Source organism: Baekduia sp. Peel2402, from assembly GCF_052567285.1.
Window position 1 is genome coordinate 474815 of record NZ_CP199582.1, and the last position, 17897, is coordinate 492711.

Annotated in this window: 21 protein-coding genes and 1 tRNA gene; 11 read left to right on the forward strand and 11 right to left on the reverse strand. The window is 71.8% G+C overall.

What is annotated here, in order from left to right; translation table 11 throughout:
- Positions 1 to 231 precede the first annotated feature (231 nt).
- A complete protein-coding gene (locus tag ACT01A_RS02365) occupies positions 232 to 1356 on the forward strand; it encodes an FUSC family protein (protein WP_445150638.1) in 1125 nt (374 codons plus the stop codon).
- Here the strand turns inward: ACT01A_RS02365 and ACT01A_RS02370 are convergent.
- The gene (locus tag ACT01A_RS02370) at positions 1353 to 2396 is read right to left on the reverse strand and encodes a diguanylate cyclase (RefSeq protein WP_445150639.1); all 1044 of its coding nucleotides are present in this window, start codon (positions 2394 to 2396) and stop codon (positions 1353 to 1355) included. The two genes, ACT01A_RS02365 and ACT01A_RS02370, sit on opposite strands and share 4 nt — an antisense overlap.
- A 103-nt stretch (positions 2397 to 2499) precedes the next feature.
- Between ACT01A_RS02370 and ACT01A_RS02375 the strand changes: the two genes are divergently transcribed.
- The gene (locus ACT01A_RS02375; RefSeq protein ID WP_445150640.1) at positions 2500 to 3540 is read left to right on the forward strand and encodes a lysylphosphatidylglycerol synthase domain-containing protein; all 1041 of its coding nucleotides are present in this window, start codon (positions 2500 to 2502) and stop codon (positions 3538 to 3540) included.
- A 28-nt stretch (positions 3541 to 3568) separates the two neighbouring features.
- On the opposite strand, the gene ACT01A_RS02380 is transcribed toward ACT01A_RS02375, so the two are convergent.
- The 4 genes from ACT01A_RS02380 to ACT01A_RS02395 form a co-directional block, all read right to left on the reverse strand.
- Positions 3569 to 3823: a hypothetical protein gene (locus ACT01A_RS02380; protein ID WP_445150641.1), complete on the reverse strand. Its 255-nt coding sequence runs from the start codon at positions 3821 to 3823 to the stop codon at positions 3569 to 3571.
- Positions 3824 to 3933: 110 nt separating this feature from the next.
- Positions 3934 to 6288, reverse strand: coding sequence for a bifunctional diguanylate cyclase/phosphodiesterase (locus ACT01A_RS02385; RefSeq protein WP_445150642.1), 2355 nt, complete (start codon positions 6286 to 6288; stop codon positions 3934 to 3936).
- Between the two features lie 73 nt (positions 6289 to 6361).
- Positions 6362 to 8539 carry a methyl-accepting chemotaxis protein gene (locus ACT01A_RS02390; protein WP_445150643.1) on the reverse strand — a complete coding sequence of 726 codons (2178 nt, stop codon included), beginning with the start codon at positions 8537 to 8539 and terminating at the stop codon, positions 6362 to 6364.
- 45 nt (positions 8540 to 8584) lie between these two features.
- Entirely contained in the window at positions 8585 to 9592 is a 1008-nt protein-coding gene (locus ACT01A_RS02395; protein WP_445150644.1) for an HD-GYP domain-containing protein, read from the reverse strand.
- 179 nt (positions 9593 to 9771) lie between these two features.
- On the opposite strand from ACT01A_RS02395, the gene ACT01A_RS02400 reads away from it, so the two are divergent.
- The 4 genes from ACT01A_RS02400 to ACT01A_RS02415 are packed head-to-tail and all read left to right on the forward strand — an operon-like array spanning position 9772 to position 12622.
- Positions 9772 to 11484: an NAD-binding protein gene (locus ACT01A_RS02400; RefSeq protein WP_445150645.1), complete on the forward strand. Its 1713-nt coding sequence runs from the start codon at positions 9772 to 9774 to the stop codon at positions 11482 to 11484.
- Positions 11481 to 11699: a DUF4287 domain-containing protein gene (locus ACT01A_RS02405; RefSeq protein ID WP_445150646.1), complete on the forward strand. Its 219-nt coding sequence runs from the start codon at positions 11481 to 11483 to the stop codon at positions 11697 to 11699. Before ACT01A_RS02400 ends, ACT01A_RS02405 begins: the two co-directional genes overlap by 4 nt.
- A gap of 20 nt (positions 11700 to 11719) precedes the next feature.
- The gene (locus ACT01A_RS02410) at positions 11720 to 12094 is read left to right on the forward strand and encodes a cupin domain-containing protein (protein ID WP_445150647.1); all 375 of its coding nucleotides are present in this window, start codon (positions 11720 to 11722) and stop codon (positions 12092 to 12094) included.
- Between the two features lie 9 nt (positions 12095 to 12103).
- A complete protein-coding gene (locus ACT01A_RS02415) occupies positions 12104 to 12622 on the forward strand; it encodes a carboxymuconolactone decarboxylase family protein (protein WP_445150648.1) in 519 nt (172 codons plus the stop codon).
- Here ACT01A_RS02415 and ACT01A_RS02420 read toward each other — a convergent pair.
- Both ACT01A_RS02420 and ACT01A_RS02425 read right to left on the reverse strand, forming a co-directional pair.
- Complete coding sequence (locus tag ACT01A_RS02420; protein WP_445150649.1) at positions 12591 to 12821, reverse strand: DUF3253 domain-containing protein; 231 nt, start codon at positions 12819 to 12821, stop codon at positions 12591 to 12593. The genes ACT01A_RS02415 and ACT01A_RS02420 overlap by 32 nt on opposite strands.
- A gap of 102 nt (positions 12822 to 12923) precedes the next feature.
- Positions 12924 to 13394 carry a hypothetical protein gene (locus tag ACT01A_RS02425; RefSeq protein ID WP_445150650.1) on the reverse strand — a complete coding sequence of 157 codons (471 nt, stop codon included), beginning with the start codon at positions 13392 to 13394 and terminating at the stop codon, positions 12924 to 12926.
- Between the two features lie 171 nt (positions 13395 to 13565).
- Here ACT01A_RS02425 and ACT01A_RS02430 point away from each other — a divergent pair, with 171 nt between their 5' ends.
- Entirely contained in the window at positions 13566 to 14039 is a 474-nt protein-coding gene (locus ACT01A_RS02430) for a hypothetical protein (protein WP_445150651.1), read from the forward strand.
- Between the two features lie 48 nt (positions 14040 to 14087).
- Positions 14088 to 14258 (forward strand): hypothetical protein, encoded by a 171-nt coding sequence (locus ACT01A_RS02435; protein ID WP_445150652.1) that lies wholly within the window; start codon positions 14088 to 14090, stop codon positions 14256 to 14258.
- A gap of 3 nt (positions 14259 to 14261) precedes the next feature.
- On the opposite strand, the gene ACT01A_RS02440 is transcribed toward ACT01A_RS02435, so the two are convergent.
- Together ACT01A_RS02440 and ACT01A_RS02445 are read right to left on the reverse strand one after the other, a co-directional pair.
- On the reverse strand, positions 14262 to 14603 hold the full coding sequence (locus ACT01A_RS02440) for a DUF1883 domain-containing protein (protein WP_445150653.1): 342 nt from the start codon (positions 14601 to 14603) through the stop codon (positions 14262 to 14264).
- 76 nt (positions 14604 to 14679) lie between these two features.
- Positions 14680 to 14753: transfer RNA gene (locus tag ACT01A_RS02445), tRNA-Ile, on the reverse strand.
- Between the two features lie 49 nt (positions 14754 to 14802).
- Here ACT01A_RS02445 and ACT01A_RS02450 point away from each other — a divergent pair.
- On the forward strand, positions 14803 to 15168 hold the full coding sequence (locus ACT01A_RS02450; RefSeq protein WP_445150654.1) for a hypothetical protein: 366 nt from the start codon (positions 14803 to 14805) through the stop codon (positions 15166 to 15168).
- Positions 15168 to 15578: a CoA-binding protein gene (locus ACT01A_RS02455; protein WP_445150655.1), complete on the forward strand. Its 411-nt coding sequence runs from the start codon at positions 15168 to 15170 to the stop codon at positions 15576 to 15578. The genes ACT01A_RS02450 and ACT01A_RS02455 overlap by 1 nt, the downstream gene beginning before the upstream one ends.
- Here the strand turns inward: ACT01A_RS02455 and ACT01A_RS02460 are convergent.
- Positions 15575 to 16534 (reverse strand): hypothetical protein, encoded by a 960-nt coding sequence (locus ACT01A_RS02460; protein WP_445150656.1) that lies wholly within the window; start codon positions 16532 to 16534, stop codon positions 15575 to 15577. The two genes, ACT01A_RS02455 and ACT01A_RS02460, sit on opposite strands and share 4 nt — an antisense overlap.
- Before the next feature lie 106 nt (positions 16535 to 16640).
- Here ACT01A_RS02460 and ACT01A_RS02465 point away from each other — a divergent pair, with 106 nt between their 5' ends.
- A complete protein-coding gene (locus ACT01A_RS02465; protein WP_445150657.1) occupies positions 16641 to 17360 on the forward strand; it encodes an SDR family NAD(P)-dependent oxidoreductase in 720 nt (239 codons plus the stop codon).
- Positions 17361 to 17379: 19 nt separating this feature from the next.
- Here ACT01A_RS02465 and ACT01A_RS02470 read toward each other — a convergent pair whose 3' ends face one another.
- A complete protein-coding gene (locus ACT01A_RS02470) occupies positions 17380 to 17850 on the reverse strand; it encodes a hypothetical protein (protein ID WP_445150658.1) in 471 nt (156 codons plus the stop codon).
- Positions 17851 to 17897 lie beyond the last annotated feature (47 nt).

Sequence of the window (17897 nt, forward strand, 5' to 3'; positions counted from 1 at the left end):
CTCCTCCAAAGACAGTCCTAGAAGACCCCTACAACGCGACGCGCCCGGCGAATGGCCGGGCGCGCGGAGGAGGGCGAAGAACCGGCGGCGGGGGATATGGCGCCAAAGGCCGGCCTTCGCAACTTGGTGTACGAAGAAGGTCCCCGGCACGGTGCCTAGGAAACCGGCGATCGCCCTCTGCGTGTCCGCTGTGGGACGACCAAGGCGCCAATGGGTAGGGCCAAGATCAGAGTGAGTTCCTCCCGCGACGTGATCGAGGCGGCGGCCGAACGCTCGCGGGTCACGGTGCGGGACCGGTGGGCGCGGCTGCGGCGCCTGGCCCCCACCCTGCTGATGGGCGCGATCGCCGCGGGCGCGTCGTGGCTGATCGCCCGCGAGCTGTTCGGGCAGACCGGCGCGTTCTTCGCGCCCGTGGCGGCGATCATCACGCTCGGCCTCACCGTCGGGTCTCGCCTGGAGCGCGCGATCGAGCTGTCGGTCGGCGTCCCGCTGGGGATCGCGCTGGCCGACGTCCTGGTGCTCGAGCTCGGCAGCGGGGTCCCGCAACTCATCGGGATCGTCTTCCTGGCGACGTGCACCGCGGTCTTCCTCGGCGGCGGCCCGCTGCTGGTGACCCAGGCCGCGGTCTCGGCGATCCTCGTCGTCACCCTCCAGCCGCCGACCGATGGCCTGTCGTTCACGCGCGCCGGCGACGCGCTGATCGGCTGTGGGGTCGCGCTGCTGCTGAACTTCGTGATCGCGCCGATCGACCCAATCGCATTGGTCCGGCGCGAGGCCGCACCGGTCCTGCGCGAGCTGGCCGACGTGCTGGACGGGATCGCCCGTGCGCTAGAGGATCGCGACCGCGAGGCCGCCGTGGCCGCGCTGCGCCGGGCGCGCGACATCGACGCCTCGACCCAGCGGTTCTTGGAGGCCTTGACGATCGGGCGCGAGACCGCGGCCGCCGCGCCGATCCGCCGCGACCAGCGCGGACCGCTGGCGGTCTATGGCGAGGCGGGCAGCCAGATCGACCTCGCGGTCCGCAACGTGCGCGTGCTGGCCCGCGGCGTGGTCCGGGCGATCGAGACCGGCGATCGCGTCCCACCCGCGGTCGGCGACGCGATCCAGGAGCTGCGCCAGGCGGTCGTGTCGCTCGCGCCGTGGATGGAGGACCCGCGGCGCGTCGACGGCGTGATCGATCCCGCCGTCCAGGCCGCGCGGCACGCGTCCGCCGTGCTGGAGCAGACGACCAACTTGAGCGTCTCGGTGATCGTCGGGCAGATCCGCTCGACGGCGGTCGACCTGCTGCGCACGGTCGGGATGGAGCCGGAGGCCGCGCGGGCGCGGATCCGGGGAACGCCGTCAGCAGTGGGCTAGACGGCCCGGGCGGAGCGGCGCGGCAGGACCACGCGGTCCTTGCCCAGCGCTTTGGCCGCGAGCAGGCACTCGTCCGCGGCCTTGAAGAGCGTCGCGACCGTCGCGGCGTCGACCGGCGCTACCGCGATGCCCGCCGACGCGGTCATGCGCCCGATGTTCGGCCACTCGGCGTCGCGGACCGCGGCGACCAGGCGCTCGGCGGCGCGGGTCGCCTCGGCGTCGTCGGCGTTCGGGAGCACGACGGCGAACTCCTCGCCGCCGGTGCGGCAGACGACGTCGCCAGCGCGCACGTGCGCCTCCAGCACCTCGCCGAACTTGACCAGGACGGCGTCGCCGACCGGGTGGCCGTACACGTCGTTGACGCGCTTGAAGTCGTCGACGTCGAGCAGGACGAGGCCGACCGACGACTCGTCGCGCTGGGCGCGGGACAGCTCGGCGGCAAGGCGCTCGTGGAAGTGGCGGCGGTTGAAGAGGCCGGTCAGCTCGTCGGTCCGGGCCTGGGCGGAGAGCAGCTCGCGGCGGCGCGCGTTGTCGTAGGCCAAGGCGGCGAGCGAGGCGAAGCGCTTGATCAGCTGCGCCTCCTCGGGCGTGAAGGTCGGCACCGCGCCGTGCAGCTCGGGGGCGGAGTCCTCGCGCCAGACGTTGAGCGTCCCGATCACGCGGTCGGAGACGATCAGCGGGCAGAAGACGATCGCCTCGACGTCCTGGGGCGTGTCGGCGATCTGGTGGCGGCCGAACCACGGGTGGCCGGGCTCGAGGTGCACGAGCTGACGGGAGCGGACGACCTTGCCGGAGATCGAGTTGTCGATCTCGGGCGCGTCGGCGAGCGTCTCCTGCACCCACAGGCCCTCGGCGAAGACCGGCCGCAGGCGATTGTGCTCGGCGTCGACCTCGTAGATCGCCAGCGAGGTGTAGGGCACGATGCCGTTGAGCGCGCGCGCCATCGACTGAAGCGTCGCATCGAGCGACTGCTCAGCGAGCACGCCGGCCACGGCGTCGATGATCGACTCCAGGCCTCGTACGACGCGGGTGGCGGACACGGTTTGCATCGGCTCACCGAAGACATCGGCCACAGAGCGGCAGAGATTGAGAGAGTTGGTCCGATTGACGCTCCTTGCTCAGGCAACTATTGTTTGAGCAACGGTGTCCGAGACCCTCTCCCCACGCAGTCTGATCCGCGTCGCCATCCCGCTGGCGATCGCCGTCTTGCTGCTGATCACCCTCCCTGGCCTCGGCGATGTGCGCGAGCGCTTCTCCGACGCCCGGCCGGGCTGGGTGGCGATCGCGCTGATCCTCGAGGTCGCCTCGGTCGTCTCGTTCGTCGTGGTCTTCCGCGGCGTGTTCTGTGCCCGGATGCCCTGGAGCTTCAGCGCGCAGGTCGGCCTGTCGGAGCAAGCGGCCAACGTGCTGCTGCCCGCAGGCGGCGCCGGTGGCCTGGCGCTCGGCGCCTGGGCGCTGAACCGCGTGGGGATGAACGGCGAGCACATCGCGCGCCGGACCGTGGCGTTCTTCTTGATCACCTCCTCGGCGAACTTCGTCGTGGCGATCCTCGCCGGGCTCGGTCTCCTGCTCGGCGTGTTGCCGGGCGACGCGAACTTCGCGCTGGCCGCCGTGCCCACGGCGCTGGCGCTGGTCGTGATCGCCGGCGTGATGCTCCTCGGCCGCGTCCTGCCCGAGCAGGCCGCGATCCCCGAGGAGCCCGGCCGCTTCGCGCGCGCCCGCACGGCGGGGGCCGCCGTCGGAGCGGGCGTGCGCGATGCGCTGGCCCTCCTGCGCTCCGGCCGCCCCGCGGTGGTCGGCGGCGCGGCGGGCTACCTCGTCTTCGACGTGCTGGCGCTGACCGCGGCGTTCCACGCGTTCGGCCACTCCCCCGCGTTCGGCGACTTCCTGATGGCCTACGTGCTCGGGCAGCTCGGCGGGCTCGTGCCGCTGCCGGGCGGCGTCGGCGGGACCGATGGCGGCCTGGTCGCCGCGCTCGCGCTTTACGGAACCCCCTTGGCGACCGCGACCGCCGCCGTCTTGGCCTACCGCGCCTTCCAGCTCGGCGTCCCCGCGCTGGCCGGGACGGTCGCCTTCGCCCGCCTGCGCCGCACGCTCGCGCGCCACGAGGACGACGGCGAGCCGCTCGTCGAGGAGGTCCTCGTCGAGCCCTCTACCGCTGTGGCTTGGCGCGTAGCCGCTTGATCCATTCGCGCGATCGCCGCGCTAAGCCCTACGAGACGGCTGAGGCGCCACCGCCGCCGTCGACGGAGCCTGACGGGTGGGGATTGCTCGTCAGGCGCTCCGGCGGCGGTGGTGCTCGTCTTCCACGCGCCTCTAGCACCCGCAGGTCGCCGGTGCGGCGGGCGTGCGCGATCCGCATGCGCGCTAGCGCCTCGCGCTCCAGCGTGCCGGCCCGATACCGCCGCAGGCGGTAGAAGGCGAAGGCGATCATGAAGACCCACATGATCACCGAGGGGACAATCACGGCGGTAGCCTGGTCTAACCGCTGACCCTTCGCATAAGTTTGAAGGGTCTTGAGCGCTCAGAGCACGAAAGGTGCGCAGAACCTGCCAGACCGGCAAGTTTTCTCAGCGGCTAAGCGCGTTCCGGTGTGTCGGGCGCGAGCACGTTCGCCAGCTGGGCGAACGGCATCGGACGCCCGAGGAGGTAGCCCTGCGCCAGGTCGCAACCGAGCGCCTGCAGGAACGCGAGCTGCTCGGAGGTCTCGATGCCCTCGGCGGTGACGGTGCGGCCCAGCGCATGGGCCATGCCAACGACGGCGGCGACGATCGCGCCGGAGGACGCGTCCGAAGGCAGGCCGGCGACGAACGAGCGGTCGATCTTGATGCCGTCGATCGGGCGCTCCTTCAACATCGACAGCGACGAGAAGCCGGTGCCGAAGTCGTCGAGCACCAGGCGCGCTCCGAGGCCGCGCAGCTCGGCGATCGCGTGGGCGGTCGCGGGATCGCTGCCCAGCAGCGCGGTCTCGGTGATCTCCACGATCAGCGCGCTGGCCGGGAGACCGGAGTCCTCCAAGGCGCCCTCGAGCGCTGCCAGGAACGCCGGGTGGCGCAGCTGCCGCGGCGACACGTTGACGCCCAGCTCCAGCGGGCGGCCGGTCGCGCGCGTCACGGCGACGGTCGCCGCGCAGGACTCGCGCAGCACCCACGCGCCGAGCGCGTCGATGTAGCCCGTCTCCTCGGCGATCGGGATGAACTCGTCGGGTCCGACCGGCCCGAGCGCCGGATGCGTCCAGCGCAGCAGCGCCTCGACGCCGACGATCTTCTGCGAGTTGAACTCCGCCAGCGGCTGAGCCACCAGGTGGAACTCGCCCCGGTCCAGCGCGCCACGCAGCGCGGCTTCGACCTCCAGCCTCCGCCCTGCGCCGTCGCCGTCCGCGAAGCCGCGCCGGTGCCGGTTGCCGCCCTCGTCCTTGGCGGCGTACATCGCCTCGTCGGCGCGCCGGACGGCCTCGTGGGCGTCCACGTCTCCCCCGACGATCACGGTCATGCCGACGCTCGCGGTCGGCGACAGCCCGTCGGCGCCGCCCGGGACCGCCTCGGCCACCGCGCCCACGATCCGTTCGGCGATCATCGCCGCGTCGTCGGGCTCGATGTCCTCGGCCACGACGATGAACTCGTCGCCGCCGAAGCGCGCCACCGTGTCGCCCGGCCGCACGCTGCCTGCGATCCGCTCGGCGACGTCGCGCAGGACCTCGTCGCCGACGTCGTGCCCGAGCGTGTCGTTGACCAGCTTCAGCCGATCGAGATCGACGAACAGCACCGACAGCGTGGTCCCGGACCGCCGCGCCCGCGCCAACGCATGGGTCAGGCGGTCGAACAGCAGCGTCCGGTTCGGCAGCCCGGTCAGCGGGTCGTGCGTCGCGCGGTGCACCAGCTCCTCGGTCGCCCGCTGGCGCTCGATCGCGATGCCCGCCAGGCGCGCCGCGTCACGCAGGAACCCGCGGTGCTGCTCGGTCGGCGTCCGCGGCTCACTGCCGTAGACGCCGAACGTCCCCAGCACGTCGCCCGCCGCCCCCAGGACCGGGAACGACCAGCAGTGCCGCAGCTCGTGCTCGCGCGTCAGCGGCAGGAACGTCGCCCACTTCGGGTCGAGCTCCAGGTCGCCGCTGACGATCTCGGTGCCGTGGTAGGCCGCGGCGCCGCAGGATCCGACGTCCGGCCCGATGACCAGGCCCTCGATCTGCGCGATGTAGGACGCCGGTAGGGACGGCGCGGCGCCGTGGTGGATCGTCCGCAGGACCGGGTCTAGCAGCAGCACGGACCCGCGCAGCCGCGGGTCGAAGTTCTCGATCGACAGCACGACCTCGCGCAGCACGTCTTCCAGCGGCGCGTCGGCGGCGATCAGCTCGTGGATGCGGTTGTGGTCCTCGACCACCGTGTTGGCCCGTTGCAGGTCCATCGCCGCGATCCGCAGCGAGATCTCCGACGCGATCGCCTCCGCGAAGTCCGCGAGCATCTCGAGGTCCTCACCTTGCCACTGCCGCGGGTCGTGCTGGGCGACGCAGAGCGATCCGATCGCCTGACCGTCAACGCAGATCGGCGTTCCCGCGTAGGCGTGCAGCCCGAGGCCGCGCGGGCCGCGGATCTCGCCGAGCTCCGGGTGCTCGCGCGCGTCGTCGACCGCCAGCGGCGCGCTGCCGGAGATCACGTATTGGCAGATCCCCAGCTCGGGCGCGATCGTCCGGTTCGTGGGAACCGCGCCGTCGAAGCCGATGATGCTCTTCAGGTACTGCCGCTGCTCATCGAACAGCGAGACCAGGGCGACCGGGGTGCGCAGCGCGCGAGCGGCGAGGGCCGCCCAGCGATCGAAGGACTCCTCCGGCGTGCCGTCGAGCATTCCGGTGCGGTGCAGCACGTCGAGACGGTCAGGGTCCGCAAGGGCGGCCGCGAGGCGCTCGGGGTGGAAGCGTTCCGGATCGTAAGGCACCGCTCCCCGGTTCATCGACTTGTCTTACCCCGACCGGCATCCCGCGATCGGGGGACGTCGCGTGGAAGACGCTCTACAGCTGGAAAGCGGCGATCGCTTCGCGCAGCTCACCGGCGGTGCGTGCCAGCTCCGCCGCCGACGCCGCCACCTGCTGGGTGGACGCCGACGTCTGCTGGGTCGACGCGCTGACCTGCTCGGACGCGGCCGAGGAGTCTTCCGCCACGTTGGCGATCTCCGCGACCTCGTCCTGCACGCGCGCCAGCTCGGCCACCACGCGGTCGGCGTTGTCGGCGATCGTGCCGACCTGCTCGGTCACGTCGTGCACCGCGGTCCCGATCGCCTCGAACGCGGCCGCGGCCTGCTCGACGGTCGCGGTGCCCGCGCCGGTCTGCTCGGCGCCGTGCTCGACGGCGGCGACCGCGCGGCCGGTGCCGTCCTGCATATCGGTGATCAGCGCCGCGATGGACCGCGCCGCCTGCTGGCTCTCCTCGGCGAGCTTGCGGACCTCTTCGGCGACGACCGCGAAGCCACGGCCCTGCTCGCCTGCGCGCGCCGCCTCAATTGCCGCGTTCAGCGCCAGCAGGTTGGTCTGCCCGGCGATGCCGCTGATCGACGCGACGATGCTGCCGATCTGCTCGGACTGCGCGGCCAGCTCGCGGATCGCGGCGGTCGCGTCGCCCGACGCCTCGCGCACCGCGGCCATCGCCTCGGTGGCGCTGCGGGCCGCCGCGACGCCCTCGCCGACGACCTCGGCCGTGCGGTCCGCCGCTTGGGCGGTGGCCGCCGCGACGCCCGCGCTCTCGCGGACGACGTCGCCGACCGCGTCTGTGCGCTGGCGGGCGCTCGAGACCATCTTGACCTGGCGCTCGGCGCCGTGCGCAACGCCCTCGACCGCCGTGGCGATCTCCTGGACCGCGCGGCCGGTCTGCTCGGCGGTGGTCGACATCTCGGCCGACGCGGCGTTGAGCTCGTCGGCGGAGCGCGCGACGCCGCCGATCATCGACGCCAGCGCGCCGCGCGTGCGCTCGTAGGCGCGCAGCGACTCGCCGGTGCCGTCGACGGCCTCGTTCAGCGCGTGGCCGGCACGGGCGATCTCGTCGGCGCCATGCACGTCCAGCGGCGCGGTCTGCGGCGTCACGGCGTAGGTCAGGTCGCCCTTGGCCATCGCGCCCATGCCCTCGCGCAGCGCGGCGACGTCGACCGACGACAGCTGCTCCAGGCGCTCGACGAAGCCGCCGATGGGCCGCGTCAGGCGGCGGGCGACCAGGACGATCGCGCCGACCAGCAACAGCAGCGCGACGAGCGCGACGACCAGCAGCTTGGTGCGCATCGCGTTGACGGAGGCGAAGACCTCGTCCTTGGGCGCGACCGTGATGAAGCCCCAACCGCCGGTCGTGACCGGCGACCACGTGATGATCGCGCGGCGGCCCGGGTGGAACGGGTCGTCGGCCTCGACCTGGCCGCCACGGTGCGACTTAACGCCCGCGGCGATCGTCTTCAGGACGGAGGCGTCGGAGACCTGCGTGAGCGTCTTCTTGCCCACGATCTTCGCGTCCGGCGCGCTGGCGAACGTGCCGTTGTTGGACACCAACATCGCGTAGCCCGAATCCAGGACCTTGACCTTGCGAACCTGCGCGTTCATCGCGTTGAGCGAGCGGTCGATGCCGACCACGCCGACGAACCGGTTCCGGTACAGGATCGGCGTCTGGTAGCTGGTCATCAACGTGCCCTCGTAGACGTAGGGCTGGACGACGAACGGCTTCTTGGTGGCCTTGGGGACGTCGTAGTAGGCGTTGCCGTCCATCGCGTCCACGGGCATGTTGGTGACCTTGCCCTCGACGCGCGTGAAGTACGGCGAGAAGCGCCCCGACTTGGTCTGGTCGGCGGCGCCGGCAAAGCGCGCGTCCTGGCCGTCAAAGGCGTTGGGCTCGTAGCCGAGCCAGAAGCCGAGCAGGTTCGGGTGGCCGATCGCGACGCGCTTGAGCATCGCCTCGGCCTCGGGCCGCGAGCCGCTGCGGTAGCCGGCCATCAGCGCGGCGAGGTTCTTGGAGGTGTCGGCCTGCTCGTGGAAGGCGCGGTCCTCCTGGGCGGCGCGGCGCGCGGTCTCCTCGGTCAGGCGCGCGGTCACTGCCCGGCGCTCGTTGCGGTCGGCCGTGCGGATCGCCAAGACCGTCAACAGCGCGATGGCGCAGACGGCGAGCGGGACGATGGCGAGGATCAGCTTCAGGCGGAGCGAGCGGATGACGGGCATACGACCCTGGAGGTCGGCAGCTCGGCCATTCGGTTGAGCTGGTGCCTAGGCGACGTCGGGCAGTGCCCAGAGGTCCAGCAGCGGCACGAGCGGCTCGTCGACCGGGCCGCGGGTGTCGCGGTCCAGCGCGGCGAAGGCGCGCACGCAGACCGGGTCGAACTGCGTGCCGGCGTCCGCGTGCAGGCGCGCGATCGCCTCGTCGTGGCTGAGCGCGGGGCGGTAGGAGCGGTCCGAGGTCATCGCGTCGTAGGCGTCGGCGACCGCCAGGATGCGGGCGTCGAGCGGGATCGCCTTGCCGGCGAGGCCGTCGGGGTAGCCGCGGCCGTCGTAGCGCTCGTGGTGGTTGCGCGCGCCGGGGACGAACGGGGCAAAGCGCGAAACCGCGCCGATGATGTGCGCTGACAGCGCCGGGTGGTCACGCACCTGCTGCCACTCGTCGTCGGTGAGCTTCCCGGGCTTGTGCAGGATCGAGCGCTCCAGCCCGACCTTGCCGACGTCGTGCAGCATCCCCGCGAGGTGGATGCGCTCGCAGTCGGCCGGCGGCAGCCCGAGCGTGCGGGCCAGGCGGACCGCGTAGCCGGCGACCTTCTCGGAGTGGCGCGCGGTGTACGGGTCGCGTGCGTCGATCGCGCGGACGAACGCGAAGATCGTCTCCTGGTTGAGCGTCTCCAGCTCCTCGACGCGGTTCAGCAGCGACGCGGTGAGGCGTCCGCAGACCCAGCCGACGAGCATCATGGCGCCCGCGCGGACGAGCCAGCCGTAGTCGATGGAGTCGAAGTGGCCGAGGAGCGCCAGCGCGAACGGCTCGGCCAGCGCGGCGGCGAAGGCGCCGACCAGGACGCCGGCGCGCGGGCCGTAGAGCACCGCGGCCAGGATGACGGCGAGGTAGTAGAGGTGGGTCGCCGGCGATGGCGGTCCGCCGACCGCGACGAGCACCGCGGTCGTGGCCGCGAGCAGCACGACGACGACCGCCGCTGAGGCGGGCCGGGTGCGCCATTCCTGAAGGACCTGCGCGGTGTCGGGGGGACGTGTGCCGGGGCGGCTCCAGAGCACCTCCCCGTTGTCGGCTGGTGACGACCGTCGCTTTATGGGTTCCTAGGAAACACCAGCGTCTTGGCGCGTCGCCGCGGCAGGGCGTCGGCGCGGCAGGGGCGTTCGACATGTCGTACAGCGCAATGCTGACCATTTGGCGGAAGACGCGGGCGTTTTGCGCTGCCACCATCGTTGACCAAGTGACACGGCCCCCGGCGCCGGACGACTCCGACCCCAACGTCCCGCCGCCTGCGCTGGTGCTGCTCGCGGGCGATGACGGCGTGCCGCTGCGCGTCCGCGAGGAGCTGTCCGGTGCCGGGGTGCCAATCGTGTCTTTGTGCTCGTCAGCCGACGCGCTGGCCGCACGCGACGCCTCGCGCGTCGTCCTCGGAGACTGGCTCGACCCGGCAGTCTGGGACGAGGCCGAGTTGGCCTCCGCGTCGGCGGTCGGCCTGCTCGGGCCCGACGACCTCGCCAACTTGAACGCGGCGCTGCTCGTCGCCGAGCGCAACGCCACCTGCCGGATCGTCGTGCGGCTGTTCAGCGCCGACCTGGCGACCGGCGTCGCGCGGATGCTCGGCGGGCGCGGCGTCGTGCTGAGCGACACGCAGGTCGCCGCGCCGGCGTTCCTGCGGGCGGCGCTGAGCGGGAACACGGGCCAGCAGATCACGGTCGCCGGGCGCGTACTGGAAGTCGCGGAGGTCGACCGCGACGATCCGCGCCTGGTCGTCGCGCTGAGCAACGCCGACACGCCGACCGACGTCCTGCCGCCGCGTGCCGCGCTCGCCGCGCACGTGCTCGGCCTGATCGATCCGCGCGGCGTGGTCGAGGGCGCGCGCGGCGCGCTGCCGTCCGTGGTCGCCGCGCAGCACCGCGCCCGGCGCGCCGCCTCTGAGCCGCGCCACTCCCGTGCCTCCCGCCTGCGCGCCCTCGCCGCGCTGATTCCGCGCCGCGCCGAGTGGCTCGCGCTCGCGATCCTGGTGGTCTTCTCGACGTCGACCGCCGTCTTCGCGTTGTCCAAGCACCTGGACCTCGTCGACTCCATGTACTTCACGGCGACGACGATGGCGACCGTCGGCTACGGCGACGTCAACCTCGCGACCGCCGCCGATTGGCTGAAGTTGTACGACATCGGGCTGATGGCGGTCTCGGCCGTCCTGCTCGCGTCCGTCCTCGCTTTCGTGACGGATCTGCTCGTGCGCTCGCGGATCGATCGCGCGCTCGGTCGCTTCCCCCGCCCCACGCGCGACCACGTGATCGTCTGCGGCCTGGGCAAGGCGGGCGCGGCGATCATCACCGGTCTGCGCGAGCTGGGCGTGCCGTGCGTGGGCGTCGAGCAACACCCGGACGCGGTCGGGATCGCGGTCGCGCGCGCGTTGGAGGTGCCGGTCGTCTTCGCCGACGCGCGTACGCCCGGCGTCCTCACCGACCTGCGCGTCGACCGGGCGCGCGCGGTCATGGCCATCACCAACGACGACCTCGCCAACCTCCAGTGCGGGCTGACGGCACGGGAGCACAACCCGGACCTGCGCGTGGTCCTGCGGATCTTCGACCCGCACTTGGCGGAGCGGTTGGATCGGAGCGTCGAGCTGGACCTGACGCGCAGCGTGAGCGGGTTGGCCGCCCCCGCGTTCACCGCCGCGTTGCTCGGCCGTGAGCACGCTGCCGAGCCGCTGTCGCTGTCCAACGTGCCCTTGCGCGTGCTCGAGGCCAACGTCCCGCCGGGCGCGTCCTTCGCCGGCCTCACGGTCGGCGAGCTGCACCACGGGTCGGCGCTGCGCGTGCTCGCCGTGGACGGCCGCTGGATGCCGCGCGAGGACCTGGTGCTGTCGCCCGGCTGCGCGGTCGCCGTCGTCGGGACCCGTGAGGCGTGCGATGAGTTCCTGGCCGTTCTACCGTCTGTGCCGGCATGAACGAGACCAAGGTGAAGGGCCCCGCCTCCTACTTCCCGTCGATCGAGGCGAAGTACGGCAAGCAGATCGACGAGTGGATGGACGTCCTGGCGGCCTCGCCCGCCGACGCCAAGCACATGCAGTTGGTGACGTTGTTGAAGGACGAGCACGGCATGGGCCACGGCCACGCCAACGCGCTCGTCGCGCATTACCGGGCTTCGCGCGGCGGTGCGTAGCGGCGTGCGACGCTACGGGCATGAAGTTCGACGAGTACCAGTGGATCACGCGGCCGCATGAGGACGGCGAGCCCGCCCGGCACATCGCGGAGCTGAGCGAGGCAGCCGGGCAGACGTGGGCGCGCACAAACGTGTGGCGCTATGAGCCGGGGGCGTTCGGCAAGCGCCACGTCCACGAGATCCAGGACGAGACGTTCGTCGTCGTGCGCGGGGAGTTGACGATGTACTTGGGCGAGCCGCCCGAGCGCGTCGACGCCACGCCCGGCGACGTGATCCACGCGCCGCACGGCACGCCCTTGCAGACCGCCAACCACGGCGAGGAGGACCTCGTCGTCTACGTCCACGGCTGGCCGCCGGAGGACGTCAACGCCACCCTCCTGCCCTCCGCGATCTGAGACCAAGGCATGTTCCTCGACAACCCGCCGGCCGACGCCCCCAACTACGAGCGCGCCTTCGCGCAGCGGCCGGAGGTCTACGCCACGTGGGTGGCGCTCAACACCACCATCAAGGCCGGGATGGACGCGCGGCGCTACGAGCTGGTGAGCATCGCGACGGCCCGCGCCTTGGGCAGCACCTATTGCGCCGTCGCCCACGCCACGGTCGCGCTGGACCGCGCGCTCGTGACGGAAGACGAGATCCTCGACCCCGCCTTGCTGCCCGAGGACGAGCGGGCCATCGTCGCCTTCGCCGAGCAGGTCGCCCGCGACGCGACGAGCGTCTCCGAGGCCGACGTCGCCGCGCTCCGCGCCCACGGCCTCAGCGAGCAGGACATCACCGACGTCATCCTCGCCACGACCGCCCGCTGCTTCTTCGCCAAGACCCTCGACGCGACCGGCGCCCAGGCCGACGCGCGCTACGCGGCCCTCGAACCCGCTGCGCTGCGCGAGTCGCTCACCGTCGGTCGCCCGATCGCCGCAGCCTGATCGGCCCGCGCACGCCGTCGAGGTCCACGACCTCGCCCTTCTGCGTCACCACGATCTCGCCCTCGTCCACGAGCTTGCGCGCCTCGTCGCGCACCGTGTCCATCGACGCACCGCTCGCCCGCGCAGCCTCCGACGGGCAGATCGTCTTGCCTTCGTCGCGCTGAGCCAGCAGGTCGAGGATCGCGGTGCGTGGGTCCATCAGCCCTCTCATACCCAGGGCCCCATCGGGAGATCCAAGTCGTCTACGCCGCGATATGCACGGACAAGACGACTTGGAGCCCGGATCCGGGCGTGGACCCACTTAGCCGACCGCCGCTCCGGTCTCCCTCGCGGCGACCCGCGCCGCCCAGGCGCCGAAGAGCCGATCGAGCGCCCACGCCTTCTGGCGGTTGGGCTCCAGATCGGCGATCGTCCAGTCGCTCGTGTGCTCAACGCGGTCGATGTTCGCGTGGCCCAGCTCGAACCGCCGGGCGCGGAGCTGCTCGACGTGCCCGGGCGTGAGCGGCACGGGCACGCGCTCGTCGTCCGCGCCCGCGTCCGCCGCTCCGCCCTCGCCCGCCGCCGGCGCGTCCCATCCGATCGCATCCAGGACGTCAAACGCCTCGCGGTAGATCCGCGCCAGCGCCTGCCGCGCCTCGCCCCCGAAGGCCTCGACCTCCTCGAAGTAGTGGTGGTTGGCCTCGAGTGTGAGGAGGGACTGCTCGCGAACGGCTGCAAGATCGTGACGATCGACGAGAACCGTGAGGGGGCTGTTACGTTGGGAATCGCTCATGGATAACGCCGATCCTTGGGCCATGCCCCCGGCCGTTGATGCGGTGCGGGGGCGCTTTTACTTGGATATGTCGCTGCATATGAACGCGACTCCCGCGCTTCGTCAAGGCCCGATCTCACCTTGCCCGTTCCGCGTAACATCCCGACCCTACGCACGTTCGGGTGATCAAAGATGAACGATGACGAGACCTACCTCGAGCTGGTGCTGGCAGCCGAAGCGTCGGTCCGCGCGCTGCTCCTGCGGACCGAGCCGGGCACCGGCCTGCTCCTCCACCAAGCGCTCGCCGAGCTCAAGCAGCTGCGCGCGGACGAGCAGCGCACCGCCGACATCGGCGCGCTTCGCGAGCACCAGTCCGAATGGCGCCGCCTCGACCTCCAAGAGCGTCACCGCCTCATCCTCATCGTCCTCGGCACCGGACACCTGACGATCCGCGAGATCACCGTCGCCCTCAACGACCTGCGCGAGGACTGGACCGTCTACCTCTCCCACGTCACTTCCACGGTCAACCGCCTCCACGCCCGCGGCGACCTCGCCCGCCTGCCCGACCGTGCCGACGGCCGCCTGCGCTACCGCTACTTCCACCCCACCACGCTCTCCGGCCCGATCGCCGACCTCGACCGCGCCTTCCACGACGACCGCCCCTGACGCAAGACCGCTTGCTGGCGGTCCGGCACGCGCCCTACCGTCGTCTCCGTGGCCGACGATGACGACGCCGACCCGGATCTCGCCGGGGAGCTCGAAGAGCGCGACGAGCTCCTGCTCTCCTGCCGCGAGCTGCTGCTCACGATCGGCACGCCCGCCGCGGCGGCGCTCGTCTCCCACATCAACGCCGTCCTGGACCTCGATGACGGCTTCGCGCGCTAGCGGCTAGCGCTTCAGCAGCTCCTGCGCCGACAGCCGCGATGCCACGGTGTCCGTGATGTCCGCGTCGACCGTGGCCGGATCGAGCGTGCGGACCGCCGCGCGGATCTTGCCGCGCATGCCGCCGCGGTCGACGATCACGAACCACGAGCCCTTCTGCGGCACGATCAGGCGCACCGGGACGTTCGCGGTCGCCGGGCCGCCGATCGCGCGGCCGTGCCGACCGCTGCGATAGAGCTTCAGGTTGTGCGGGTCGACGAGCAGCACGTTGCCCGGCTGCTCTGGCGTGACCTCGACGATGACTCCAGGCTGCAACTCCCCGAGGTCGTGCGTCACGAAAGCAGGCATGCGCGCAGGTTCTCGCAGCACGCCCGTGCTCGCCACACGGGCCCTCGCCGATCCGGCAGAGCGCACCACCGTCAAGTAGGCCGGCCAGGATTCGAACCTGGATCGGACGGATTATGAGTCCGCGGCTCTAACCAGTTGAGCTACCGGCCCGGGTGACGCTGGAGCGATCTTATGGGGCGATCCGGGGTAGATCCGGGCTGTGCCTACGGAACCTCATGATCTGACGTTGGCCGAGGCGGTCCGGAGGGCCGCGGAGGTCGTGGACCCCGAAGGAGGCGACGACGCGATCGCCCGGCTGGTCGTCCGGTTCGAGGACCGCGACGAGCCAATCAAGGCCATCGACGACGTCGACGGGCTGATGGCCGAGGCCGTCCGGTCGATCGACGTCGACGCCGAGGACGTCGACCCGGCGCTCGCGGTCGTCGGCGCTGTCGTCACCTACCTGCGCTTCCGCACGACGGAGGCCGACGACGATCCCGACCGCCTCATCGAGCTCGCAGTCGACGCGGAGTACAAGGGGTCGCCGCCGCCGGGCGTCGCGGCGTGGCTGGCCACCGAGGCCTGATGCTCGACGACATCCGCACCATGCTGACCGCCACCAAGACGTGGGCGGTCGTCGGCTGCTCGCCGAACCCCGCGCGGGACTCGCACCGGATCGCCGCGATGCTCCAGCAGCGCGGCTTCGACGTGATCCCGGTGAACCCGACGGCCGACGAGATCCTCGGCGAGAAGTGCTACCCGAGCGTCGCCGCGATCCCCGAGGACATCGCCGTCGACGTGGTCGACGTCTTCCGCCGTGCCGACCAGGCCGGCGCGCACGTCGACGAGGCGATCGCGCGCGGCGGCGTCAAGGGCGTTTGGCTGCAGCTCGGCGTCATCGACCCCGACGCCGCCAAGCGCGCGCAGCGCGCCGGGCTCCTGGTCGCGATGGACCGCTGCCCGGCGATCGAGCTGCCGCGCCTGCGGACCGGCTAAGAGACCTTCGTCACCGCGCGCTCGAGCTCGCCGGACGAGAACGCGCCCTCAAAGCGCGTCGAGACCACGCCGGCCTTGTCGATCACGAACGTCCACGGCTCGCTCTGCAACTTGTAGGTCGTCAGCTGCGGGCGGACGCCCTTGGCGACGTCGTTGTCCACGTAGACCTCCTGGTGGATGAACGACACCTTGTCGCCCACCTTCGCCGCCACCTGGTCCACCACGTCGACGACCGGGCCGCACACGCGCGACTGGCACAGCTGCGGCGTCGCGAACGTGATCACGATCGGCTTCTTGCCGACGACGTCGGCGAAGTCGTCCTTCAGCAGGTTCTCGGCCGGGGGCAGCCGCGTGTCGATCTTCGCCAGGTTGCCTGCGACGTCGGCCGGCGTCTCCGTGTGGATGACCGGCGCCTTGTCTCCGACGTCCGGCGGCGTGACCTTGTCCAGCCCGACCTTCACGCCGATCGGCGACGTCGCGACCATCCGGCCGTCCAGCCGCGCGATCGCCAGCAGCGCGTACTTGCCGTTCTTCTTGAACGGCACATCGGCGACGTAGACCGCCCGCGCGCTGTCCGGATCGGTCGCGGTCTGCTTGCTCTCGAACTGCGGCGCGACCTTCAAGGACTCGCTGCGCGCCGTGAACGGGCCGCGCGCCGACGAGCCGTCGGTCGACCCGATGTACAACGCGACGTCCGCGCCCGCGAGCTGCTTGCCGGCCGTGTCGAACAGCGCGAAGCCGATGCGGTTGGTGCCCTTGTTGAGGACCGAGACGCTCGGCGCGAGCACCGGGCCCTCGGACAGGTTGGAGGTGATGTCCACCAGCGTCTTGCCGGTCGTGGGCGGGAAGACGGCCTTCGGCGCGGCCGCGGGCTGCGCGGGCGTGGCAGCGCCGGTGTCGTCCCCGTCACCGGAGCTGCCGCAGGCGGCGGCGAGCAGCGCGCAGCAGGACACCATCAGGACCGGGAGTAGACGAGAGCGTGGCATCAGCGTCGGGAAGGCTAGTGGCCTGATTGGATACCACGCGCCGGTGTCGTGTTAAGCGGAGATGGAGGAGAACGGCGTGAGCGAGCAGCGTGCAGCGATCGTGACGGGCGCATCGAGCGGAATCGGCCTGGCGATCGCCGAGATGCTGGGCGAGGAGGGCTACGGGCTGACCGTCGCCGCGCGCCGCCCCGAGAAGCTCGAAGGCGCAGCCGCAGGGCTGCGCGAGAAGGGCTACGAGGTCGAGGTCGTGTCCGGCCCGCTGGGCGACGAGAGCGGCGTCAAAGCCGTGGTCGACGCCCACCGCGCGCGGTTCGGGCGCCTCGACGTGTTGGTCAACAACGCCGGCGTCGGGATCGGCGCCTCGGTCGCCGACATCGACACCAAGAAGCTCGACATGCAGCTCGGCGTCAACCTGCGCTCGATCATCCTGTTCTACCGCGAGACGGTGGACCTGCTGCGCGCCGCGGCGGCCGAGCACGGAACCGCGCAGGTCGTCAACACGGCGTCGATCGCCGGCAAGCGCGGCCAGCCGTGGCTGTCGGTCTACAGCGCGACCAAGGGCGCGGTCGTCAACTTCACCGAGGCCATGCACAAGGAGCTGTCGACCGAGGGCATCAAGTCGACCGCGCTCTGCCCCGGCTTCGTCGACACGCCGATGACCGAGTTCGTGAAGGGGTCGGTCCCGGCGGAGGAGATGATCACGCCGAACGACATCGCCGAGGCGGTGCGGCTACTGCTGAAGGTCTCCCCGGCGTGCATCATCCCGGAGATCCAGTTCATCCGGCCCGGGGAGTGACGGGCCGGCGCCGCGCGCGCTAGCGCTTGACGAGGTGGCGGCGGCGCTCGACCTGCGCGAGCGCCCCCTCCGCGGCCGCGTCGGCGCGCCGCTCGCTCAGCCAGCCGAGGCCGACGCGGCGAGCCTCCTGCGTCTTGCGCTCGCGCGCGATCCGCTGGTGGTCGGCGATCGCGCCGCCCAGATCGGCCTCGCTGAGGATCGAGTCCTCCAGCTGCGCAGTCAGGACGTGCAGCTCACGGGCCGTCGCGCGGCGGGCGCGCTTGGCGCCGCTGAAGCGGTCCCACGCGTGGGCGAAGGAGACGAACGACGTCCGGCCGCCGTGGCGGTGGGCGGCGAGCATCGGGCAGACGCCGCCGTCGCGGTCGGAGTACGCGCCGACGATGATGTCGTTGGCGCGGATCCCCTCCAACATCGCCTCGCGCGTGCGCAAGGGCAGGCAGTCGATCGCCAGGCGGAGGTCGTTGAGGGGCGTGTCGCGGCGGGCTCGCATAGGGTGCCGGACAAGCGTACGCCGGTCGGATCGCCATGGGAAGGCGA